19 protein-coding genes and 1 tRNA gene are annotated in these 21,708 nt (G+C 63.0%); 5 read left to right on the forward strand and 15 right to left on the reverse strand.

The annotated features are described in order from the left end of the window. The coding region (locus ACYP01_RS29810; RefSeq protein ID WP_459683646.1) for a cystathionine beta-synthase at positions 1-1,051 on the reverse strand (1,051 nt) is incomplete at its 3' end. 71 nt (positions 1,052-1,122) lie between these two features. Between ACYP01_RS29810 and ACYP01_RS29815 the strand changes: the two genes are divergently transcribed. Together ACYP01_RS29815 and ACYP01_RS29820 are read left to right on the forward strand one after the other, a co-directional pair. Next, positions 1,123-2,094, forward strand: coding sequence for an SGNH/GDSL hydrolase family protein (locus tag ACYP01_RS29815; RefSeq protein WP_042448870.1), 972 nt, complete (start codon positions 1,123-1,125; stop codon positions 2,092-2,094). Between the two features lie 121 nt (positions 2,095-2,215). Continuing rightward, entirely contained in the window at positions 2,216-3,433 is a 1,218-nt protein-coding gene (locus ACYP01_RS29820) for an acetyl-CoA C-acetyltransferase (protein WP_019744600.1), read from the forward strand. Between the two features lie 66 nt (positions 3,434-3,499). Here ACYP01_RS29820 and ACYP01_RS29825 read toward each other — a convergent pair whose 3' ends face one another. From ACYP01_RS29825 to ACYP01_RS29860, 8 genes are all read right to left on the reverse strand, one after another. Next, positions 3,500-4,255 (reverse strand): enoyl-CoA hydratase/isomerase family protein, encoded by a 756-nt coding sequence (locus ACYP01_RS29825; protein ID WP_459683649.1) that lies wholly within the window; start codon positions 4,253-4,255, stop codon positions 3,500-3,502. 120 nt (positions 4,256-4,375) lie between these two features. Further along, a complete protein-coding gene (locus tag ACYP01_RS29830; RefSeq protein WP_459683651.1) occupies positions 4,376-5,227 on the reverse strand; it encodes a Bax inhibitor-1/YccA family protein in 852 nt (283 codons plus the stop codon). Positions 5,228-5,421: 194 nt separating this feature from the next. Then, positions 5,422-6,558 (reverse strand): class I SAM-dependent methyltransferase, encoded by a 1,137-nt coding sequence (locus ACYP01_RS29835; protein WP_003943278.1) that lies wholly within the window; start codon positions 6,556-6,558, stop codon positions 5,422-5,424. A 73-nt stretch (positions 6,559-6,631) separates the two neighbouring features. Continuing rightward, the gene (locus ACYP01_RS29840; protein ID WP_003943290.1) at positions 6,632-7,318 is read right to left on the reverse strand and encodes a nitroreductase; all 687 of its coding nucleotides are present in this window, start codon (positions 7,316-7,318) and stop codon (positions 6,632-6,634) included. Positions 7,319-7,386: 68 nt separating this feature from the next. Continuing rightward, positions 7,387-8,292, reverse strand: coding sequence for a TIGR03619 family F420-dependent LLM class oxidoreductase (locus ACYP01_RS29845; RefSeq protein ID WP_003943284.1), 906 nt, complete (start codon positions 8,290-8,292; stop codon positions 7,387-7,389). A 3-nt stretch (positions 8,293-8,295) separates the two neighbouring features. After that, a complete protein-coding gene (locus ACYP01_RS29850) occupies positions 8,296-9,147 on the reverse strand; it encodes an SDR family NAD(P)-dependent oxidoreductase (RefSeq protein ID WP_459683656.1) in 852 nt (283 codons plus the stop codon). A gap of 46 nt (positions 9,148-9,193) precedes the next feature. Further along, on the reverse strand, positions 9,194-11,539 hold the full coding sequence (locus tag ACYP01_RS29855) for a putative bifunctional diguanylate cyclase/phosphodiesterase (RefSeq protein ID WP_459683658.1): 2,346 nt from the start codon (positions 11,537-11,539) through the stop codon (positions 9,194-9,196). 37 nt (positions 11,540-11,576) lie between these two features. Then, entirely contained in the window at positions 11,577-13,880 is a 2,304-nt protein-coding gene (locus tag ACYP01_RS29860; protein WP_387388477.1) for a putative bifunctional diguanylate cyclase/phosphodiesterase, read from the reverse strand. Positions 13,881-14,176: 296 nt separating this feature from the next. Here ACYP01_RS29860 and ACYP01_RS29865 point away from each other — a divergent pair, with 296 nt between their 5' ends. From ACYP01_RS29865 to ACYP01_RS29875, 3 genes are all read left to right on the forward strand, one after another. Further along, a complete protein-coding gene (locus tag ACYP01_RS29865; protein WP_007728823.1) occupies positions 14,177-14,854 on the forward strand; it encodes a TerD family protein in 678 nt (225 codons plus the stop codon). A gap of 289 nt (positions 14,855-15,143) precedes the next feature. Next, positions 15,144-15,338, forward strand: coding sequence for a hypothetical protein (locus ACYP01_RS29870; RefSeq protein ID WP_003946320.1), 195 nt, complete (start codon positions 15,144-15,146; stop codon positions 15,336-15,338). 794 nt (positions 15,339-16,132) lie between these two features. Beyond that, positions 16,133-16,819: a hypothetical protein gene (locus tag ACYP01_RS29875; protein ID WP_007728826.1), complete on the forward strand. Its 687-nt coding sequence runs from the start codon at positions 16,133-16,135 to the stop codon at positions 16,817-16,819. 93 nt (positions 16,820-16,912) lie between these two features. Here the strand turns inward: ACYP01_RS29875 and ACYP01_RS29880 are convergent. The 6 genes from ACYP01_RS29880 to ACYP01_RS29905 all read right to left on the reverse strand — a co-directional run bounded on the left by ACYP01_RS29880 (position 16,913) and on the right by ACYP01_RS29905 (position 21,587). Next, positions 16,913-16,989 (reverse strand) — tRNA-Leu (locus tag ACYP01_RS29880). 34 nt (positions 16,990-17,023) lie between these two features. Continuing rightward, complete coding sequence (locus ACYP01_RS29885) at positions 17,024-17,989, reverse strand: Ppx/GppA phosphatase family protein (RefSeq protein WP_459683662.1); 966 nt, start codon at positions 17,987-17,989, stop codon at positions 17,024-17,026. Further along, a complete protein-coding gene (locus tag ACYP01_RS29890; protein WP_459683664.1) occupies positions 17,986-18,531 on the reverse strand; it encodes a DUF501 domain-containing protein in 546 nt (181 codons plus the stop codon). The genes ACYP01_RS29885 and ACYP01_RS29890 overlap by 4 nt, the downstream gene beginning before the upstream one ends. Next, positions 18,528-19,097, reverse strand: a complete 570-nt coding sequence (locus ACYP01_RS29895; protein WP_019744627.1) for an FtsB family cell division protein — start codon at positions 19,095-19,097, stop codon at positions 18,528-18,530. Before ACYP01_RS29895 ends, ACYP01_RS29890 begins: the two co-directional genes overlap by 4 nt. Before the next feature lie 176 nt (positions 19,098-19,273). Beyond that, the gene (gene eno, locus ACYP01_RS29900; protein WP_003946309.1) at positions 19,274-20,560 is read right to left on the reverse strand and encodes a phosphopyruvate hydratase; all 1,287 of its coding nucleotides are present in this window, start codon (positions 20,558-20,560) and stop codon (positions 19,274-19,276) included. A gap of 214 nt (positions 20,561-20,774) precedes the next feature. Further along, positions 20,775-21,587, reverse strand: a complete 813-nt coding sequence (locus ACYP01_RS29905) for a lytic transglycosylase domain-containing protein (protein ID WP_459683667.1) — start codon at positions 21,585-21,587, stop codon at positions 20,775-20,777. Positions 21,588-21,708: the final 121 nt, after the last annotated feature.

Genomic DNA, 21,708 nt, shown 5'->3' on the forward strand with positions numbered 1-21,708 from the left:
CCGACGGGTGGGTGTGAACGAGGTCCGGCAGCTCGCCCGACTTGCCACGCAGAACGTCGCCGACGGTGGGGACGTTGGTCTTGCCGTCGAGTGGGGTGCGCAGGAATCCGTACGACGCCATCCACTGATCGTTGAAGATCTTGGACAGGTAGCCGCGGCCACCGTCCGGGAGGAGAACGACGATCAGGGCGTCGGGGCCCTCACGCTTGGCTACTTCGAGGGCAGCGACGACGGCCATACCGCAGGAACCGCCGACCAGCAGTCCCTCCTCGCGGGCGAGGCGACGCGTCATCTCGAAGGAATCGGCATCCGAGACGGCGATGATCTCGTCCGGGATGGACGGGTCGTATGCCGACGGCCAGAAGTCTTCGCCGACGCCTTCGACCAGATACGGACGACCGGTGCCGCCGGAGTAGACGGAGCCCTCGGGGTCTGCGCCGATGACCTTGACCTTGCCGCCCGAAACTTCCTTGAGGTAGCGGCCGGTGCCGGTGATGGTGCCACCGGTGCCGACGCCCGCGACGAAGTGCGTGATCTTGCCGTCGGTGTCGGCCCAGATCTCGGGGCCGGTGGTCTCGTAGTGGCTCTCCGGTCCGCCCGGGTTGGAGTACTGGTTGGGCTTCCAGGCACCGGGGATCTCACGGGTGAGGCGGTCGGAGACGCTGTAGTAGCTGTTCGGGTTGTCCGGCGCGACGGCCGTGGGGCACACGACCACCTCGGCGCCGTAGGCGCGCAGGACGTTGCGCTTGTCTTCGCTGACCTTGTCTGGGCAGACGAAAACGCACTTGTATCCACGCTTTTGCGCCACGAGCGCCAAGCCGATTCCGGTGTTGCCCGAGGTCGGCTCGACGATGGTGCCGCCCGGCTTCAGTTCACCCGAAGCCTCGGCTGCGTCGATCATCTTGACGGCGATGCGGTCCTTGGAGCTACCGCCAGGGTTGAGGTATTCGACCTTGGCTGCCACCGTGCCGAAGTTTTCGCCCGTGACGGACGTGAGCTTGACGAGTGGGGTGTTGCCGATGAGGTCGACGACGTGTTCCGCGATGCGCATTCGTCCATGTTCCCAGATGAAAGAAAACGGTGCGCGCGGACGTCGGGCGAAGGTGGTGCAATCCGGCTAGATTGGCAAGTGTGAGTCGAACCGGACTGAAAGCGTCGGTGGCCACGGTGGTGGCCGGATCGAGTGCAGGCACGCTCTCCTGGTTGGGCTACAACTATCTGATGTCGCAGGCGGGGGCGGCCCGCGGGGTGATCGGTCGCAATATCGCCAAGCCACCCGAGGCGGACGGGGTGTACGCACCCGGCGCCGACAACCCGGAACTCTGGTGGCGGGCCGTGCCCTTCGATCTCCACTTGATGATCTTCGGCGATTCGTCTGCGGCCGGCGTCGGCGCGCTGACGGCCTCGGAAGTACCGGGTGTTCAGGTCGCGAAGCTGCTTGCGAGTGAAACCGGGAAGCGAATCCGTTTGAGCACCAAGGCCATCGGGGGCGCCACCTCCCGCGGGTTGAGTGGGCAGGTTGACGCCATGTTCGTCGCCGGTCCTCCCCCGGACGCTGCGGTGATCCTGATCGGCGCCAACGACGTCACCGCCAAGAACGCAATTCATGCTTCGGCTAAACGCCTCGGCGACGCGGTTCGACGCTTACGCGAGAGCGGCGCCGTCGTTGTTGTCGGCACCTGCCCGGATCTGGGGGTGGTCACGGCGATCCCGCAACCTCTGCGCTCCGTGGTGCGTGAATGGGGCCATCGCCTCGCACTCGCCCAGGCGGCCGCGACCAGAAACGCCGGGGGTCATCCCGTTCCACTGGCCGACCTGCTGGCCAAGGAATTCCTGGCCTCGCCCGACACGATGTTCTCGGCCGACCGTTTCCATCCGTCCGCGGCCGGATACGAACTCGCGGCGAAGCAGATCGTCCCGGTTCTCGCGTCGGCTCTGGGTGAATGGCAGGGTGGCCCGCTACCCGAGCTCCCCCACGTTTCAGAGGCGGCGCAAGCCCGCACCGTCGCGGCCCGACTGACGGCGGCGGCAACCCAGTGGAAAGCCTTCGCGAGACGCACCAAACCCGCAGGTCAGCGTCCCGACGTCAACTGAGTGAGACTGCGTGACCACCATCTGGGAGCGGCAACGTAAATTGTAAGTCGAAGCTGCATTCAACTTGCCCTGCTCGACGGCGTTTCAAGCCGCCCTCGAGCAGTACACAAAAGGAGTTTTCATGCCCGAGGCAGTAATCGTCTCAGCAGTACGGTCGCCCATCGGCCGCGCAATGAAGGGTTCGCTCAAGGACATCCGCCCGGATGACCTCGCAACTCAGATGGTTGCCGCCGCGTTGGCAAAGATCCCCGAGCTCGACCCCACCGAGATCGACGACCTCATGCTCGGTTGCGGCCAGCCCGCCGGTCAGTCGGGCTTCAACATCGCCCGCGTCGTCGCCGTCCAGCTCGGCTACGACTTCCTCCCCGGTGTCACGGTCAACCGTTACTGTTCCTCCTCGCTGCAGACCACCCGCATGGCTCTGCACGCCATCCGCGCAGGCGAGGGCGACGTCTTCATCTCCGCCGGCGTCGAGTCCGTCTCCAGCTTCATCACCGGCAACGCCGACGGCCTCCCCAACACCAAGAATCCGCTCTTCGACGCAGCTCAGGCTCGTAGCGCCAAGCTCGCCGAGGGTGGAGTCGCCTGGACCGATCCTCGCGAAGAAGGCCTGATCCCCGACGTGTACCTGGGCATGGGCCAGACCGCCGAGAACGTCGCTTCGGCCACCGGCATCACCCGCGAAGACCAGGACCGCTGGGCAGTGCGCAGCCAGAACCGCGCCGAGGAAGCCATCGCTCGCGGCTTCTTCGAGCGTGAGATCACCCCCGTCACCCTCGCCGACGGCACCGTCGTCTCGAAGGACGACGGCCCCCGCGCCGGCACCACCTACGAAGGCATCAGCGGCCTCAAGCCCGTCTTCCGCCCCGACGGCACCGTCACCGCCGGCAACGCCTGCCCGCTCAACGACGGCGCAGCCGCACTGGTGATCATGTCCGACACCAAGGCGAAGGCACTCGGCCTGACCCCGCTCGCTCGCATCGTCTCCACCGGCGTTTCGGGCCTGTCCCCCGAGATCATGGGCCTCGGCCCGATTCAGGCCGTCAAGAACGCCCTGAAGATCGCCGGCAAGTCGATCTCCGACATCGACCTGTTCGAGATCAACGAGGCATTCGCCGTGCAGGTCCTCGGATCCGCTCGCGAACTGGGTATCGAAGAAGACAAGCTCAACATCTCCGGTGGCGCGATCGCACTGGGCCACCCCTTCGGTATGACCGGTGCCCGCATCACCAACACCCTGATCAACAACCTGCAGGAGCAGGACAAGACCTTCGGCGTCGAGACCATGTGTGTCGGCGGCGGACAGGGCATGGCAATGGTGATCGAGCGCCTCAGCTGATCCCCTGAGCACGTCGAAAGCGGCCGCCCGGCTTCTGCCGGGCGGCCGCTTTCATGTGGTCGGGTTTCAGGTAGTCGTGAACTTTTGAGCAAAACTCCCCAACTCGCGAATCAACTCTCGCGCAGCGTCGTCCTCACGCTGCACGGCAGCGCGAGCTTCGTCCGCCCATCCGTGACGGAGCAGTCGTTTGGCGACAAGGACTGCCGGTCCGACGTTGGCGGCAATCTGCTCGGCGCTCTCCCGAGCACGGATGTGAACCTCTTCGGCCGGTACGGCGGCCGTCGCCAGTCCGTAGGCGGCTGCTTCGACGCCGCTGAGCCACCGCGCCGACAGGATCAGCTCGGCGGCGCGCTGCGTTCCGATCACTTTGGGCAACAACCAACTACTGGCAGCTTCGGGAGCGGTACCCAGCGAGGTGAACGGTGCCCGCAAGCGTGCGTCCTCGGCAACGTAGACGACGTCGCAGTAGAGCATCATGGTCAGCCCGATGCCGACGGCGGCGCCGTGCACCGCGGCGATCAAAGGCTTCGGGAACTCCACCAGCGCAACGATGAGCGGCGCGAATGCGTGGCCGAAGTCGGCATTGTCCGTGCCGGGTTCGGCGAGTGCGCGTAGGTCGACGCCACTGGAAAATGCCTTGCCTGCGCCCTCGACGATCACCACGGCCACGGCATCGTCCGACGCCGCGTCGTCGAGCGCCTTGGTGAACGCTCGAAAACCGGCTGCATCAAATGCGTTCAGGCGACTCGGATTATTGAAGGTCAGCGTTCGCACTGCTCCGGCATCCGCGACCAGGATGGGTTCAGAGGTGTTTGTCGACATTCGCTCCCCTTCGTTCCAAACCAAGCAGTTGCTAGGTATCCAAGCACCGTAACCGCCCACAGACGACAAAAGAAGGGCCCCTCGCGGGGCCCTTCTTCGTGTTACGGAGCGACTCGAGAACTAGTCGTTGTTGAAGTAGCTCAGCAGACGCAGGATCTCGACGTACAGCCAGACCAGGGTGACGGTGAGGCCGAATGCGACGCCCCAGGCTGCCTTCTCGGGCGCCTGTGCGCGGATCAGCTGATCAGCGGCGTCGAAGTCGAGCAGGAAGCTGAAGGCTGCGATGCCGATGCAGACGAGGCTGAAGATGATGGCGAGCGTTCCGCCGTCACGCAGTCCCAGCCCGCCGTCGACGAAGAAGCTCGCGACGAGGTTACCGAGGGCCAGAACGACAACGCCGATCAACGCGCCGATGATCATTCGCGTCAGACGAGGGGTCACCCGAATCGCACCGGTCTTGTAGACGACCAGCATGCCGAAGAACACGCCGAACGTTCCGAGGACTGCTTGCGCGATCAGTGCAGATCCGCCGACGCCACCGAATTGAATATCAGTGAACATGAACGACAGCGCACCGAGGAACAGACCCTCGGCGATGGCGTACGCCAACACGATTGCCGGGTTGTCCATCTTGCGGCCGAACGTAGCGACCAGAACCAGAACGAGGCCGACGAGACCGCCGCCGATTACCAGCGGGGTAGCGAGGTCGACGTTGTTGTTGACCAGGAAGTACGACACCAGTGCCGAGATCGTCAGCACACCGAGCGTGATGCCCGTCTTGGTGACGACGTCGTCGATCGTCATGGCCCGCGAGGTGGGACCGGTCTGGTACGGCTCGGCCGGAGCGTACTGCGGCTGACCGAACTGCTGGGTTGCCTGCGAGGCGCCCGCCGTCGCAGATCCGAACGAGGCGTATCCGTTGCCCTCTTGCTTGGGCAGATTGCGGAACACCGGGTTGCTGGTGGTGCGCACCGTGATCATCCCTTCATCGTGGTGGCCTACGACGGGTGCGTCGCGGGTTCGCCGGACGGATCCGAGTTTCCGACACGGTCCGTGTACCTGACTAAAAGTAAAGCACTCGTAATTTACAACGTCGAAGCTTCGGTTGTAGTTCCCGGCGCATTTCCGGAAGATCAACACTCTTCGACACTCGTCCCTTTTCGATACTAGGACGGTTTGACCGACTTCATCACGATGAACTTCGCGTTCTTCGCCATCGCCTCGCTCGGACCCACCGCGGCTTTCAGCGGTTCGCGATACCCCAGATGCGCGTTGTGAACAGTCCACAACTCGCCACCGGGACGCAGGACACGGCCGGCAGCTTCGAACATCTTGAGTGCTCCGCCGGTGTGCACCGCCGCGCCGACGTGGAACGGCGGGTTCAACAGAACCAGATCCGCGCTCGCACTGGGCAACGAACTCACGGCGTCGTCGCGCAGGCCGCTCACTCGATCGCCGACGCCATTTGCGGACGCGGTCGCCAGGGCCGAAGCGACGGCTGCCGAGGACTGATCTGTTGCGATCACGTGCACGTCCGGGAACTTCCGCGCGATCGCCGCCGCGAGAATGCCGCTGCCACAACCCAGATCGATCACGTCACTCAGCGGATCGACCGCAATCTTTCCGAGGTTCTCCAGGAGCAACCGGGTGCCGATGTCCAGGCTCGCACCGGCAAACACTGCGCCGTGAGCAACGACGTCGAGGTCGAATTCGTCGAGGCGTTCGGTCACCGGGAACGTGATAGCAACATCGGGCTTCGGTTCCGAAGCCTTGAGTACGCGGGACTTCTGCCGTCCACGCGAGGCGCTGACGTCGGAAAACGATTCGCCGAGAACCTTGTTCATCGCCGGGGTGATGTGCTTGTCACGCCCACCGGCGAAGACACGAACCGCCGGGTCGGCGTGGAGCGCGATCAGCTGAGCGATCTCGGCAAGTTCGGCGAGGCTACGCGGCAATTGCATGAGCACGACGCGGGCGCCGCTGAGCAACTCCTCGTCCAGTCCGTGCGAGGTGAAGGCGTCACTGAATCCGAGTTCGCGCGCATTGTTCGCGAGGGCCAACTCTCCGGTGAGCGGATCCTGGTGAACGCGCACGCCGGCGATTCCGTGCACGAGCGCAACACCGGCAGTCAGCGCACCGTAGTGATCGCCGATCACGACGACGGTGCCCGCCGGCGCTGCGGCCAGAGCGTCGGCGGCCTCGTCGAGGATCAGACGATCAGCCGCATCGACGGCAAAGAGATTGGGTGCCTCGACATCGGGGAATCGGCGCAGACGATCGAACAGTTCGGGTGTGTCGGACATGCCACCAGTCTTTCAGGTGGAACTACGCAACACTCAATCCCCCGACCAGCAGGTGATCAGTTCGACATCCCTGTCAGTTCGACATCCACTGCACGACGTTGTCGACGGTTTCGCGTTCGGTGCGGAATCCGTTCACCGGGTGGTCGGCGTCGGGGTATCCGAACGAGATCGCGCAGACAACCTTGCGAGTGTCGTCGATACCGAAATGCTCGTGAATGAACTTGGAGCTGCCCGCGAGCGCCGCCTGCGGGATGGTGGCGACCCCCAGACTCTGGGCCGCGAGCAGGAAGCTGTTCACGTACAACCCGCAGTCGACTGCGCCGTAGGTGCCCAATGCCTCGTCGGTGGTGATGATCGCGACGTGAGGAGCGCCGAAGAGCTCGAAATTCTTCATCGTCTGTGCCGCGGATCCGGCGCGGTCACCGTGCTCGATTCCGACGCTCGAATACAGCGCCATCGCGCAGTCGAACCGACGCGACTTGTAGATGCCCTGGTACGCGCGCGGGAACTCGAAGTCCGACTCCTGGGCGTTGGCCATCACGTACTCACCGAGGCCGGCGCGGAATCGTTCGGTGCCCTCCCCCTCGGTGATCGCGACCTGCCACGGTTGCGTGTTGCACCACGACGGCGTCTTCTGCGCCAGCCGAAGGATCTCCTCGATCACCTCACGTGGCACCTGACGGTCCTCGTAGGCGCGGCAGCTGATCCGGGCGTCGAGCAACGCTTCCAGGCTCGTATCCACGACGATGCTCTCGGTCATGTGTTCTCTCCTCGATCAGGCTGCACTACAACACTTCGCACGATAGAACTACCGCCTCGACGCAATAGTCAGCGGGTCACCTTTGCGAAGGCCGCCACCAGCTCGCCGAACTCTGCCATCGCCGCATCCGGATCCGGATCTACTGCTGCCAGCGCAACCAGCACATCGGTGGCACCGGATTCGAGCAGCTGCTCGGCGCCGATCATCGTCGCCGGGAGGTCGATCGAACCGTCGGACCCGCGTACGACGGTCAGTCGCCCACGGACCTGCAATTCCGCTGGATCGCGTCCGAGATCCGCCATCGCTTTGCCGATGACGTCGATCCCTTCACGTAGGTCGTCGTCCGCGGCACCCATGATCGGAATCCACCCGTCACCCCAGGTTGCGACGCGTCGTACAACGGCCTTGGAGAGCGAACCGGACACCCAGATCGGGATTCCAGCGGCCGGACGGGGCGCGCAGTACACGTCGTCGAACTTCAGACGAGGGGTGTCGATGCTCGCCGGCGCCGAACTCCACAGGGCCCGGCACACTGCGAGAGCGTCGTCGAGCAGTGGTCCCCTTTTACCGAAGTCCATACCTGCCGCCTCGTATTCACGTTCCTGCCAACCTGTTCCGACGCCCAGGTCGAGTCGGCCCCCGGAGAGCAGATCGAGTGTCGCGGCCGTCTTGGCCAGTACCGCTCCCCCGCGCAGCGCCGCGATGACGATTCCGGTCCCCAAGCGAATTGTCTTCGTCTGTCCGGCAACAAAAGCCAGGACGGTCAGCGGCTCGAGCCAGTTGGCGTCGGGCTCGGTGGGGAACGCCGACCACGTGTACGCCGAGTTGTCCGAGCCCATCACCACGTGATCGGTGACGAGGACCCGGTCGAAGCCGGCAGCTTCCGCGTTCTGACAGACCTGCACGAGTTTCGCGTAGGAGTCCTCCGCGAGAGTGGTGCCGAAGTTGGGAACGTTCAGACTGAAAGTTGTCATGTGTCAAGCCTTTCGGGGCCGGTTGGTCCAGCCACCCTCTTCTGTGGGGAACCAGCCTCCGGCAGCGTGCGAGCCGCCGTCGACGTGGATCACGGTTCCGGTGATGTATCTCGCCAGGTCGGAAGCCAGGAACAGTGCGGGGCCGGCAATGTCGACCGGCTGGCCCGGTCCGCCCAACGGTGCCCACCCCGGCCACTTGTCCCAGTCGTCGGCAGGAACGATCTTGCGATACGGCACCTGTATCGACTCGATCAGATCTGGGGCAATGGCGTTGACGCGCACTCCGGTTCGACCGATCTCCACACCAAGGCTTCTGGTGAACTGCGTCAGCGCGGCCTTGTATGCCGAGTACATCGTGTGGCCCGGGATCGCTCGATGCGCCTCCACCGTCGTCAGGTTCACGATCGATCCACCCAAACCGCGATCGATCATGCCGGGAAGCAGGGCATGGGTCAGACGCACGACGTGATCGAAATTGATGCTGCCGGCCTCGGACCAGAAACCTGGATCCGTACCGGTGAACTCTGTCGGCGGGTTCAGGAAATGACCCACATTGTTCACCAGGACGTCCGGCGCGAACTCGGTCAACGCGACGGGGACTTCCCGCGTCCGCACGTCGTACTCGAGATAGTTGATCGAACCACCTGCAGCCGAGTCGAATTCGACGTCGCCAAGAGGAGCCACGTCGACAACCAGAACTGACGCGCCATGCGATGCAAATGCTCGAACAATCGCTGCGCCGATTCCCTGGGAACCGCCTGTGACCACTGCCTTCTTACCCACCAACATCGGCCCTGGGGAGTACGCCGATCCGACCACCACGAAGACACCCTTCTGCAGTTCGATGTGAAGCACTTCGGCGTACCGTCACACATCGATCGGCAAAACGGGCGCAAAGTTCTCACTCAGTGGTAGCCGCGACACCCAACCTGCTCGAACCGCCGAGTCGCCCATTCAAATAGTGCGGAATCTCGGCTGCCCGTATCGGCATTCCCTCGAGGTACCCCTGGATCACGTCACATCCGCACTCGGTCACTATCGCGCGCTGCCTCTCCGTCTCCACGCCCTCGGCGACGGTGTCCAGCCCCAGAGACTTGGCAATCGCGATGACGGCTCGCAAGACAGCGAACCTCGAATTCAAGGGATCCGCGTCCAGCGGTGCGACGAACGCCCGATCGATCTTCAACCGATCGAGCGGCAGCCGGGCCAAGCTGGCAACCGAGGAGAACCCTGTGCCGAAGTCGTCCATCGCAATGGCGATGCCGAGCGCCGAGAGCTGTACCAACACATCTCGGTCGGCGTCGTCGATGACCAACGATTCGGTCACCTCGATCTCGAGTCGGCTGGGGTGGAGGTTCACCTCGATCAGTGTCCGGCGTACCGAGTCGACGTATCGACTCGAACGCAGTTGCACCTGAGAAACATTGACGGCAACCCGAATGTCCTCCGGCCACGTTGTCGCCGCCGTGCAGGCAGCCCTCAGAACACCTGCACCGATCGGCACGATCAAGCCGGTTTCCTCGGCGACCGAAATGAAGTCTCCCGGCGAGACGAGACCTGAAGTCGGATGGTTCCACCGCAGCAGAGCCTCGAACCCGACAACAACTCCCGTCGCGGCCGAGACCTGTGGTTGATAAACCAACTCGAACTCTTCGTCGATCAACGCACGACGAAGATCCAACAATGCCCTGGCCCTACCCGTCGCACGATCCCGCAAAGTCGCATCGAAGGCGCGAATCTGGTTCCGACCGCTCTCCTTTGCGTGGTAAAGCGCGAGGTCCGCGACAATCACCAGGTCTTCGAGGCTGTCGGCGTCGTCGGGCATCGAGCCGTAACCCAGACTGGCACGAATGCGAATCTGGTTGCCGACCAGTGAAAATGGTCGTTCGAATGAGTCGAGAATCGTTTGGAATCTCTTCTCCACCTCATCTGCACTCCCGATGTCGTCGAAGGCTACGTCGTCGAAGGCGATGGCAAACTCGTCACCCCCCAGTCGGCCACAGATCTCGTTCGATCGCAGAACGCTGTGCAGTCTGCTGGCAACATCGCGAAGCACGTCGTCTCCGATGTGGTGTCCCAACCGGTCGTTGATCGACTTGAAGTTGTCCAGATCCAGAATTGCCAGCCACACCCGGTGTCCGTCCCGAATCCGCGAAGACAGTTGAGCGTTGAAGCTGTACCGATTTCTGAGCCCGGTCAACGAATCGATTTCTGCCAATCGCAAGATGTTCTGGCGCTGGTGATACGAGTGCGTGATATCGGATCCGACACCGCGCCACCCGTAGGTCGCCCCATCGCCACTGCCCGGGTGACCTGACATCGACCACCAGCGAGTATCGCCCCGTACGACGACCTGCATGGTGAGGTCCCGAAACGCCGTCCCGGCTTGAAAATTCGCGGCGAGGAGATCAAGGGACTTCCTGCCCACATCTGTTCGGGACGCGCCGATCCCGATCAGGATCTCGTGCATTGTGCGGCCCCGAATCTGCGCTGCCGGCAAACCGACCTGCTCGGCGAATCGATACGACACGGTACTGGCGATACCGCGCGAATCGGTCTCCCAGAGCCAATCCTGTGCTCCGTCTTCGAGATCGTTGAGCAACAATTCGACGAGATCTCGTTCGTCCTCGGCCACGAGCTCGGCGTGTAATCGTTTGTCGAATAGTTTGGCCAACAGCAAAGTTCCGCTGTAGAGCGAAACGAGAAAGATCATGAGCACCCCGACCAGCACATAACGCGAGGGTTCCGGCTCAGTCCAGAATCCCCCCGCCAACCCAAGCCCGACCAGTCCTATCCAAATCAGGGTGAATCCGCGAAACATCAATGTCGGGAAAACGCCGACTGCGATGCCTCCCATCAATGTCGAGGTCAGCACCAATTCGTTACCAGGATCGAGGATCGGGAACAGCACCAGCGCCAGGCACGCGAGCAAGACCCCCCACACGACGACCTGGATTGTGAGTACCCCCAATTCGGTGGTCTGCGACTCCGAAATCCCCAGCCGCGAGCGCCCCAGCCAATAGAGGCTGAACGCGATGCTCGACACGGCCACGACGCTCGGCCATACCCAGCGAAACATCCCGGTATCCGCTGGCAGAAGCACCACGATCGTCGACAGCGCGATAGCAGCGATCAGGAACGCCCACGGCAGTATTCCCGCCGTGAACTCCAGGCGTCGGTTGAGAAGTCGGTGGCGATCGTAGTCCGACAGGTTCTCGTCAGAACCTCGGCGGCTGAGCCTGCGCACCGCAGTTTCGACAAGACGTCTTCGTACCACCGCCGGGTCATCCACGTCGGCCTGCTGTCGCCAGCGCCACTGCCTGGACAGACATGACATCACCGGCAGCATGCCCTTGCACAGTCCGCACCCTCGCAGCCGCAACGGCCTTCAGTTGCTCCTCACTGTCCACTCCTGAGACCACTACCTCCATTCCCAATGCGTCGACCAGATCCACGACAGCTTCGAGGATCGACCGTCCACCAGGCGCTGCACCCGAAATGGAGCGTTCTATCCGGACGCGGGTGAACGGGAGGCCGGACAGTGATGCGAGCGAGGAGAATCCGGCACCGAACTCGTCCACGGTCAGCGCGATTCCCATGCCCGCAATGGCGTGCAATGCAGACTTGGACTCGTCGGTGATCGCCGAGGATTCGTTGAGTTGGAGCTCGAGCTGATGTGCACTGGCACCTGATCGTCGAAGCGAATCCCCTATCGAGTCGACAAAGGAATCCGATTCGAGCTGACGCGTCGATACCGCGACGGCTACCCGCAGGTGATCAGGAAGGCGCGACGCCGCCTCGCACGCCAGCTCGAAGACGGTCGTTCCTAGTGAGTACGCCAAACCGGTGTCGTCTGCGACGCTCATGAATTCCGCGGACGTCACAGCTCCGAGCCGGGCGTTGTGCCAGACCACGCGGACCTCCACGGCCACGATCTCGCGGGAGAGCACGTCGATCCTGGGCAGCAACTCGAGTTCGAGGTCCTTCTCCGCGACGGTGTTTCCCAAATCTTCGAGCAGGCGGGCCCGCCGATCGGCCACGGACTTCATCGAGTCTCGATATTCACGTACGCCCCCGCGCCCGGATTCCTTTGCCGCGAACAACGCGAGGTCCGCAGCGCCCATCATCTCGTCGGCGGAGGACTGTAGCTCGTCGGAGAGGTAGTACCCGATGCTGCATCCGATCTCCAACCGCGTACCGGCCACCGTGATCGGCTCCTGCAGAGTTTCGATGTAGCGGCCGAGCAGAGTACGAACTTGCGAGCTGTCACCTACATCGGTGAAAAGAATTGCGAACTCGTCTCCACCCAAACGTGCGAACAACTGTGACATCCCGCCGGCCTCGGACAGGCGATCCGCGACCTCCCGGAGAACCGCGTCACCAACGGTGTGTCCTAGTGTGTCGTTCACCGATTTGAAATTGTCGAGGTCGAGCATGGCCAGCGCGAGACGGCCTTCACTTGTGTACGGATCGCACAGCAGCCGCTCGAGCTCGGTCCAGAAGCTGTGCCGGTTCGGCATGCCCGTGAGTGCGTCCACCCGGCCCATCCGCACGATCTCGTCGCTCTGCAGTTTCACTTCCGTGACGTCGGAACCGACTCCTCGCCAGACGAACTCGTCGGGTGCCCGGCCAGGGCGCGGCCGTCCGGACACCTGCCACCACCGAATTTCGCCGTGAACGCGGACCGGAACGAGCACGTCGACGAATGCGGTCTTCGTGTGGCGGGCTTGCTGCAACTCCATGAGCGCATCGATTCCGCCGGGGATCCGTAGAGTGCCCAACTCCATGAACAGGTCCTGCCACGCCGTTCCCTGCAACTCGGCGGAGTCCAGCCCCGCTTCGGATGCGAGCCGCGTCGGAATTCGGTTGAACTTCCCCTTGTGATCGGTCTCCCACACGAAGTCCCCGGCGTTGCCTTCGAAGTCTTCGAGAAGCATTTGCACAACCGATCGTTCCGACGCGGCGCGCAGTTCAGCTCGGTAGCGCGATTCCAAGTTGCCCGAGACCACTATCGTGCCGCCGATCAGAGCTGCTCCGTACACGATCAATCCGATGAGAATTCGTTCGAACTCGGGCCCCGGTTGGAGCCAGAACGCCACGCCCAGGATCACGAGATTCGACAGCACCCAGGTGAGTCCGACGATGCGCAACATTGCGGTAGCCACGGCTCCTGCGCCGGTGATAGATGCGGACGCCGCCGTAAGGATCAGATCGCCGGAATCGTCCAGGATCGGGTACAGGACCAGGGCGAGCGAGGAATACAGGATTCCGACTACAGCAAATTCGACGATGAGAAACGCGTAGGACATCCGGTACGTGGGTGCGATCAGGTTGAAATGAATGGCGAGACCCACGCACATCCCCACCAACCCGATCACGCCGGACAGCAATGGCCACACACGCGGCAGCGGTCCGCTGTCCGGCGGAATCACATACAACGTCAGCCCGAGTGTGACGACGAGGTGGACGGCAGCGGCCCATGGCAGCACGCCGAAGGTGACGGCTATCTGCTCACGAGTTACGTCATCACGTTGGGCGGGCGTCAGTCTTTCTCTCTGGCGGGGTTGCAGAAGCGACAGGACTGGCATCACTTACCTCCCGCTCCCACGACGCAATTGAATCGGACGTCCGACTCAGCAATTCTTCCGTAATTGGACTTTGCCGTGTCAACCAGTGCGTCCACCCTATTTCGGAGTCGCGTCTGCCCACAGACACAGTAATCAGCAAACTGCTGGTCTGCCGCAAGTTGGCGCCGCAAGTTTGATGCCCATGGGTTGAAATCAGACATGAGGGACAATGGCCGGAGATCGCCGATCACGTCGGTGGAGATTCCTCGACGGGTAACACGATCGGACTCATTCGAGTTCAGACAAGGACTATCACGATGGCAATCGACTACACCCGACGTTCCGGCGAGTCCACTCCGTCGCAAGCACCGGTCAGCCTGAGCAAGATCACGCTCACAAAATCGGCGCCGACGGTCAACCTCGCGAAGGCGGGTGAACGACAAGGCAATATGCGCGTGAACCTCAACTGGTCACAGGGGGCACCACCGAAGAAGACCGGTTTTCTCGCCAAGCTCGCCGGCGCAGGCTCTGGTGCGGTCGACCTGGACCTCGGATGCCTCTACGAACTTGCCGACGGGTCCAAGGGAGTAGTTCAGGCCTTGGGTAACAGTTTCGGTTCACTGACTTCTCCGCCCTACATCTCCCTCGACGGCGACGACCGCAGTGGTGCGAACACCGGCGGCGAGAACATGCACGTCAATCTTGGTGATCCAAGCGCTTTCCGGCGAATCCTGATCTTCGCGATGATCTACGACGGCGCTCCCAACTGGGCGGCCGTGGACGGCGTCGTCACCTTGTATCCCACCAACGGGCCGGAGGTGGAAGTGCGACTCGACTCCGCGAGCAACCAGGAGCGACTGTGCGCGATCGCGCTCATCCAAAGTTCAGGTCAAGGCGTGACGGTGACGCGCGAAGTGCAGTACATCAACGGCAGTCAGTCCGATCTCGACCGTGCGTACAACTGGGGTATGAAATGGGCTGCCGGACGAAAGTAGGGGCTGCGGACGGGGCCTCCCCCATCCGAATGACAATGTCCGAATCATCCACAATGTCGCAAGTTACTGGATAGTGTCGAGAAGTGGGGTCGGACATGAGGGGTCACGCTCGACACCGATAGTGGGTCGGTGACGCTATGTGCTTGGCGACGCCGACGTTCGACCGGAAAGGCCCTCGATTTCCCCCGAGATCGAGGGCCTTTTCGTATCTTGCGTCACTGTTCGCGCCCTTTCATTAGTTGATCGTTAAACTAAGCGTTCGTCCAACATGCACCGATGGAGAACGTGAATGTCCACGAATTCAGATCGACGCCCGCGCCTGCCCGTGAGAATCGCCTACCTCGCCGCAGGAGTTCTCTTTGTCGCCGCCATGCTCCTGTTGGCAAGCGTCGTCAACCCTGATCGGGACCGCGATTTCTCGATGAACCACGTCCCCGCGGGGACGTCGACGACCGCCTTCGTCACAACGTCCGACCTCGGCTAACGAAGGTACCGGTACGTAAGTGGCGCACGTCACGAACTGTGGGTAGTTTCAACGCCGATGGTTCGCCGTAGGTCGGTATTGAGAGGGACGGCCAACCACTGCCCTGCCTGGTTGCCCCACCCAAGCAGGCAGGGCACCCCCGATCAGGCAGGGCACCCCCGATAATTTAAGCCTCAAGTAACAGTTACTCGGGAAAGACTTGTATCAAACCGGGACGAATCGTACATTTCATCCGGCAGTCGGCCTTCGTCCGACGCCTTTGCCGTCAATGTCGACGGAACTTCTCTGAACACCACCACAAGTCGGCCACTTGTCGTGACCGCATTCGTCCTCGCGAAAGGCTCGCCCATGTTCGATTTCTTCGGCGCAATCTCCGGCTTCTTCGGCCTACTGTTCGGCACCGGCTCGTCGAGCGGGAGCTCGGGAGGAAGCAGCGACGCACCCGTCGCGCCGCCTACCTGATCCACAAGCCTCACCCGGCACCGATCCGCCGGGTGAGGCTCTCGCGAATCTCTTTGAAACACAACGTAACAGCACTTCAACCCCACCGACTTTTCTGCGGATCCACGCCGACGCACTCCGGCGTCCGGACAGTTTCACCACATCGCCTGCAGTAATGGATCCTGTGTCCGCCATTCTCCGTCGAGGCACACCCGCAGACCTCCCAACCGACAAGGCATGTGTTCGCCGTGAGCCGGTGTCCGTTGGGGCAGCAGTCCGGGGATTGCTCGGTCAACCGCATCTCTACATTTTCGCACACATGTTCGACACGCAGGCGAACGCGGGGTTGAACTATGGGTTTCTTCAAGAAGGCGGCTGTGACTGCTCTGGCGGTCGCTGCAGTCGGAGCATCAACAGGGATCGCATCAGCTGATCCGTCGACCGACGTGAATTACGAAGCGAAGGTCGTCGACAAGTCGATCGTCACCACCATCGACGCCGGGCTGTTCAAGGTGTCCGGCGACGGCAAGTCCGTCGTCTTGCAGGACAGCAAGGGAGCCGACCTGGTTTCCCTGCCTCTCGCATACAACCTCGGGGATCTACAGTTCCCCTTCGATCGCACGATCAGTGAAGACGGTAAGACCCTCACGCTGACACCGATCACCGATTCGGCGAAGGCAACACCTCGACCCGAGAGTGCGCCGGCGGCAAAGGAATGGACGCCCGTCGCCTCGCCCGAGGAGAATGATCGGGCGATTGCGCACTTCCAGAGCCAACTCGGACTCGGCACTCAGGTCGGCAGCCTGCTCGGCACCATCGTCGGCGCCGGAATCGGTTGCGCTGTCGGAGCTCCGCTGGGCTTGACCATCGTCGGACTCCCCGTCGCCGCGGCACTGTGCCTGGGTGGCCTCGCAACAGGCGCCGGAATCGGCGGTGTCGCCGGAACGATCCTCGGCGGCGGCGGCGCGGCTGTCGTCGCCGGCATCGATCTCGTCAACACGCTGAATGCTCCTGCCGGAACGACCGTCTGGGCCCAGTAGCCACTTGGTGGTCAGTCGTTGCTCCACGGAAAACCCCGCCCGCCCGAAGAGGACGAGCGGGGTTTTTCGATTCAATGTGCAGGAGGATCTACGTGGTGCCCCCAGTCGGACTCGAACCGACACTTGACGGATTTTAAGTCCGTTGCCTCTGCCAATTGGGCTATGGGGGCCTTGACGCACCCAACTGGTCGGGTGCGTCGGGAATCAGACTATCGGGTGGGTCTGAGCTATCGACATCGCGATGCCGTCGAGGATGTCGTGTTCGCTGACAACCAGTTCGGTGATCCCGGCTTTGGCTTCGAATGTCTGAGCCAGCACCGTGGTGATGATCGCTCCGCCGCCGATGACGTCCACCCGCCCCGGATGCATCGGGCCGAAGGCGGCGCGATCAACCCGAGGCATGGCGGTAAGTCGCTCGCACACCTCGAAAAGTTGCTTGAACGGAATCCTCGACAGGTGCACCTTCTCGGCGTCGTACTCCGGAAGTTCCTGAGCAATCGCGGCCAGCGTCGTCATGGTTCCAGCGACACCCACCCAGGTGTGCGCCTTCTCGACGGGCACGGCCTCGAACGCCTCGGCAAGTTTCGCGGTCGCGAAAGCCGTCGCCTCGGAAACCTGCTCTGCTGTAGGCGGATCCGACGGTAGGCACCGCTCAGTGACGCGCACACAGCCGATGTCTGTGGAGTATGCAGCCTGGACGCCCGACGCGTCGCCGAGGACAACTTCGGTGGATCCGCCGCCGAGATCGACCACCACGAACGGGCCCTCGGACGGATCAAGTTCTCCCACAGCACCGCTGAACGAGAGGCGCGCCTCTTCGTCGCCGGTGATGACCTCTGCTCCGGATCCGGGAATCACCGCGCCGAGCACGTCCCGCGTCATCGTGAAGAATTCTTCCCGATTCGCAGCGTCGCGAGTAGCCGAGGTGGCGACCATGCGAACGGCGGTTGCTCCGGCATCGGCGATCATCGACGCGTACTCGACCAGCGCGACCCGGGTCCGTTCGATGGCCTCGGGCGCGAATGTCCCTGTCGCATCAACACCTTGACCGAGTCGCACGACGCGCATCTCGCGCCGGACATCCACCAGACGACCGTCGGCGCCGACGTCGGCGATCAGCAGTCGAATGGAGTTGGTACCGCAATCGACTGCGGCGACACGGCGAGTCACCGGCCGGTGTTGTCGGCATCGTCGATGCCAGGCCAGTCCGCGGGAATTGCAGTGCCGCGCAGCTTTCCGTGACCGGCCAACGCGACGGACTCGTCACCGAGCGGATTGACGCCGGGCCCCTTGGCAAGCGAATGTGCCATCAGCACGTGCAGGCACTTGACACGATCCGGCATCCCACCGCCGGCAAAGTCGGTTCCCAGAGATTCGATCGCGTCCCGCTCGGCAAGGTACGACTCGTATGCCCGTCGGTAGGCCGCGGCAAGTTCCGGATCCTGGGTCAGACGTTCGGTCATTTCACGCATGACGCCGGCGGATTCCTGCCGGCTCGCTTCGGCAGTCAGTCGCGGGTCCGTGAGGTAGTACAACGTCGGGAACGGTGTTCCGTCCGGAAGTTTGGGGGCGGTCTTGACCACGCCCGGCTGACCGTCCGGGCTGCGGTACGCGATCTCGATCACTCCGCGTGGCTCACGGCCCAATTGAGCGGCAACGGCATCGAGATCCGCTTGTGAAACCTGTGGGGAATTTTCGGACGTGTTGCTCACCCGGTGGGTACTCCTTGTTCTTCTGGCTCTATCGGCGCCAACGGCATCGGGGCCGGTGTCGTCGTCTCGGGAACCACTGGCGGTTCCGAAATCGTTTGCCACAGATCGCGATACCACGGACCTGTCAGCGGTGTTTCCTTTTCCTGCTTCTTCTCGGGCTCCTTGTAGTCGCCGGGAAGCTGAACCTGGAACGGGGTCTCGCCCGGTTTGACGTACCGAAGGCGTTCTCGTGCAAGAGCTTCGATGTACGCAGGGTCGTCGAAGCGCGCGTTCTGCCCTTGCAGCTTTCGCAGTTCTTCCTCGAGTACCTGACGTTCCGCCGCCACCTGCGCGGCATCCGAACGCTGGCTGATGTAAGTACGGAGCGGCACTGCCAGTGTCAGCGCCAGCATGAGCACAACCATCGCGAGCACAACTGCCCGACTGGTGGACAAGCCGAAAATGGTGTTGTCCGATTTCGGAAGCCGAGACCAGAACTTGTTGGTTCCGCTCTTCCCCCGGGCCGACTTCGACCCTCGCGCCGACGCTTTCTCGGCGGAGACCCCCGGTTGCGCGGGGTCTGTCACAGCGGAATCAACTGCTTCCGGATCTACCGAAGGTTCCGACACACGTGGGCGTCGGGCACTGTCCCGACGCGCACGCGACGGTGTGTCCCCACGACGGGAACCACGACCCCCCGGACTTCCGCCGGGGGATCGTGGCTTACCGCGCTGTGCAGACACTACTGAATCTTAGATTTCCGTCAGGCCTCGAAAGCGAAGCGCGGGAACGCAACCTCGCCGGCGTAACGTGCTGCGTCGCCGAGGTTCTCCTCGATGCGCAGCAGCTGGTTGTACTTGGCAACGCGCTCGCTGCGTGCCGGAGCACCGGTCTTGATCTGGCCGCTGCCGACGGCAACCGCGAGGTCGGCGATGGTGGTGTCCTCGGTCTCGCCGGAACGGTGGCTCATCATCGTCTTGTAGCCGTTGCGGTGAGCGAGATCGACGGCGTCGAGGGTCTCGGTCAGGGTGCCGATCTGGTTGACCTTCACCAGGAGTGCGTTGGCCGCACCCTTGACGATGCCTTCTTCGAGGCGCTCGGGGTTGGTGACGAAGAGGTCGTCGCCGACGAGCTGGATCTTGTTGCCGATCTGATCGGTGAGTGCGACCCAGCCGTCCCAGTCGTCTTCGTCGAGCGGATCCTCGATGGAAACGAGCGGGTAGGCGTCGATGAGCTCGGCGTAGAACGCTGCCATCTCGGCCGCGGTGCGGTTCTTGCCCTCGAACTTGTAGCCGGTGCCGTCGGTGTAGAACTCGGTGGCAGCGACGTCGAGAGCGAGCGCCACGTCGGTGCCCAGCTTGAGGCCGGTCTTGTTCACGGCGATCGTGATGAGGTCGAGTGCTTCCTTGGTGCCTGCGACGTCGGGCGCGAATCCGCCTTCGTCACCGAGACCGGTAGAGAGGCCCTTCTCCTTGAGGACAGACTTCAGGGAGTGGTAGACCTCGGCGCCCCAGCGCAGCGATTCCTTGAAGCTCGGTGCGCCGATGGGAGCAACCATGAACTCCTGGACGTCGACGCCGGTGTCTGCGTGCGCGCCACCGTTGAGGATGTTCATCATCGGGACAGGGAGAACGTGAGCGTTGGGGCCACCGACGTAGCGGAACAGCTCGAGGCCCGAGGACTCGGCAGCGGCGCGAGCCACGGCAAGCGAGGCACCGAGCAGAGCGTTTGCGCCGAGACGCGACTTGTCCGGGGTGCCGTCCGCGTCGAGCAGCGCCTGGTCGACCGTGCGCTGCTCGGTTGCGTCGATGCCGATGATGGCAGGAGCGATCTCGCCGAGCACAGCCTCCACGGCCTTCTCGACGCCCTTTCCGCCGTAGCGTGCGCCACCGTCGCGCAGTTCGACGGCTTCGTGCTCACCGGTCGAAGCGCCGGACGGCACCGCAGCCCTGGCGAAACTTCCGTCTTCGAGCAGAACCTCGACCTCAACCGTGGGGTTACCACGGGAATCAAGGATCTCGCGAGCTCCGACCTGCTCAATACTGGCCACTGTGTGGTTCTCCTTCGAATGGGCTTCGCATTGGGGCACGCTCTGCGTGCTTGACACTTGGGCTCCGACCCCTCCGGTCGAAAGAGGACCACGATCGCGGCTGGGCCTCTGCAGTGCCAGCACCTCTGTAGTGCCAGCACACAGCCTAACCGCACGGGCCGAAGGCTTCTTTATCGACGCGCGGTCACCGGTCCGACCTGCGGATCGATCACCGTCAGTCCGGCCGTACCCCGACTGAATACGCCGACGCACGATCACGAACGAGCGCGAGATAGTCGCCCGAGAGGTTGTACGCCATGAGCGCCTGCTGCCACCCGGCAGCGGAAGTGAGGTCTCCCCCGCGTGCACACAGGTAGCGGGCGGCCGTGAGGGCAGCGTCGTCGATGTTGTCGGGGTCCACCCGGCCGTCGCCGTTGGCGTCGACTCCCCATTTGAGCCACGTCTCGGGGATGAACTGCATGGGCCCCATCGCACGGTCGTGCACTGGATCGCCGTCCATCGCCCCGCCGTCGGTGTCGGGGATCTCGGCAACTCCCGGGCCACCGTCGAGAGGGATTCCCCGAATGATCGGAGCAACCTGGCCGAACGCGTCGACCGACGAGCCGTCGTAGGTCCCGTGGCGGCTCTCGACGCTGCCGATACCGGCCAACGTTGTCCACCCGATTCCGCAGCCGGGAAGCGTCTCGGCCATGACCGCAGCGGCGTACCCGTAGGCCTCGAGTGCCGTCGTCCCGATCCCGATGTCGTCCGACAATCCCGCTGCCCAGTCGGCGAGTTGATCAGCACTGCGGCCGGGAGCATTGATGTCGATCGGCGGCGTCGGAGAGCCGGTACCTGGGGGTATGCCCTCCGGAATGGCTACTTTCGGTTCGTTCGATCCGCAAGCCACGACGCCTGCGCCCAGCAAAGCTGTTCCGGCAGCTACTGCTGCTACGGCTCGCCAGAGACGCCGGGGACTTCTGCGGGCTACGGGAGTTCGGTACACCCCTCCATCATCCACATGCGAGTGAACTACTCCCGAATCCATTGGTAAAGAACAGCAAAAGTACAGGTGAGGGCATGGTTCGCCGTCGATGATGGAGTATCTTCTTCTGAGTTAAGGCTGGCCTAGCCTCACGAACTTGTCCGAAGCTGTTACACCCTTCCTG

Source organism: Rhodococcus sp. no. 34, from assembly GCF_054589475.1.

What these genes read in the sequence shown, in the direction of transcription:
- ACYP01_RS29840 (WP_003943290.1), bottom strand. Translation starts at nt 7,318, where the DNA reads ATGACCGAGAGCATCGTCGTGGATACGAGCCTGGAAGCGTTGCTCGAC.
- ACYP01_RS29870 (WP_003946320.1), top strand. Translation starts at nt 15,144, where the DNA reads ATGTCCACGAATTCAGATCGACGCCCGCGCCTGCCCGTGAGAATCGCC.
- ACYP01_RS29845 (WP_003943284.1), bottom strand. Translation starts at nt 8,292, where the DNA reads ATGACAACTTTCAGTCTGAACGTTCCCAACTTCGGCACCACTCTCGCG.
- ACYP01_RS29825 (WP_459683649.1), bottom strand. Translation starts at nt 4,255, where the DNA reads ATGTCGACAAACACCTCTGAACCCATCCTGGTCGCGGATGCCGGAGCA.
- ACYP01_RS29875 (WP_007728826.1), top strand. Translation starts at nt 16,133, where the DNA reads ATGGGTTTCTTCAAGAAGGCGGCTGTGACTGCTCTGGCGGTCGCTGCA.
- ACYP01_RS29860 (WP_387388477.1), bottom strand. Translation starts at nt 13,880, where the DNA reads ATGCCAGTCCTGTCGCTTCTGCAACCCCGCCAGAGAGAAAGACTGACG.
- ACYP01_RS29865 (WP_007728823.1), top strand. Translation starts at nt 14,177, where the DNA reads ATGGCAATCGACTACACCCGACGTTCCGGCGAGTCCACTCCGTCGCAA.
- ACYP01_RS29820 (WP_019744600.1), top strand. Translation starts at nt 2,216, where the DNA reads ATGCCCGAGGCAGTAATCGTCTCAGCAGTACGGTCGCCCATCGGCCGC.
- ACYP01_RS29905 (WP_459683667.1), bottom strand. Translation starts at nt 21,587, where the DNA reads ATGGATTCGGGAGTAGTTCACTCGCATGTGGATGATGGAGGGGTGTAC.
- ACYP01_RS29835 (WP_003943278.1), bottom strand. Translation starts at nt 6,558, where the DNA reads ATGTCCGACACACCCGAACTGTTCGATCGTCTGCGCCGATTCCCCGAT.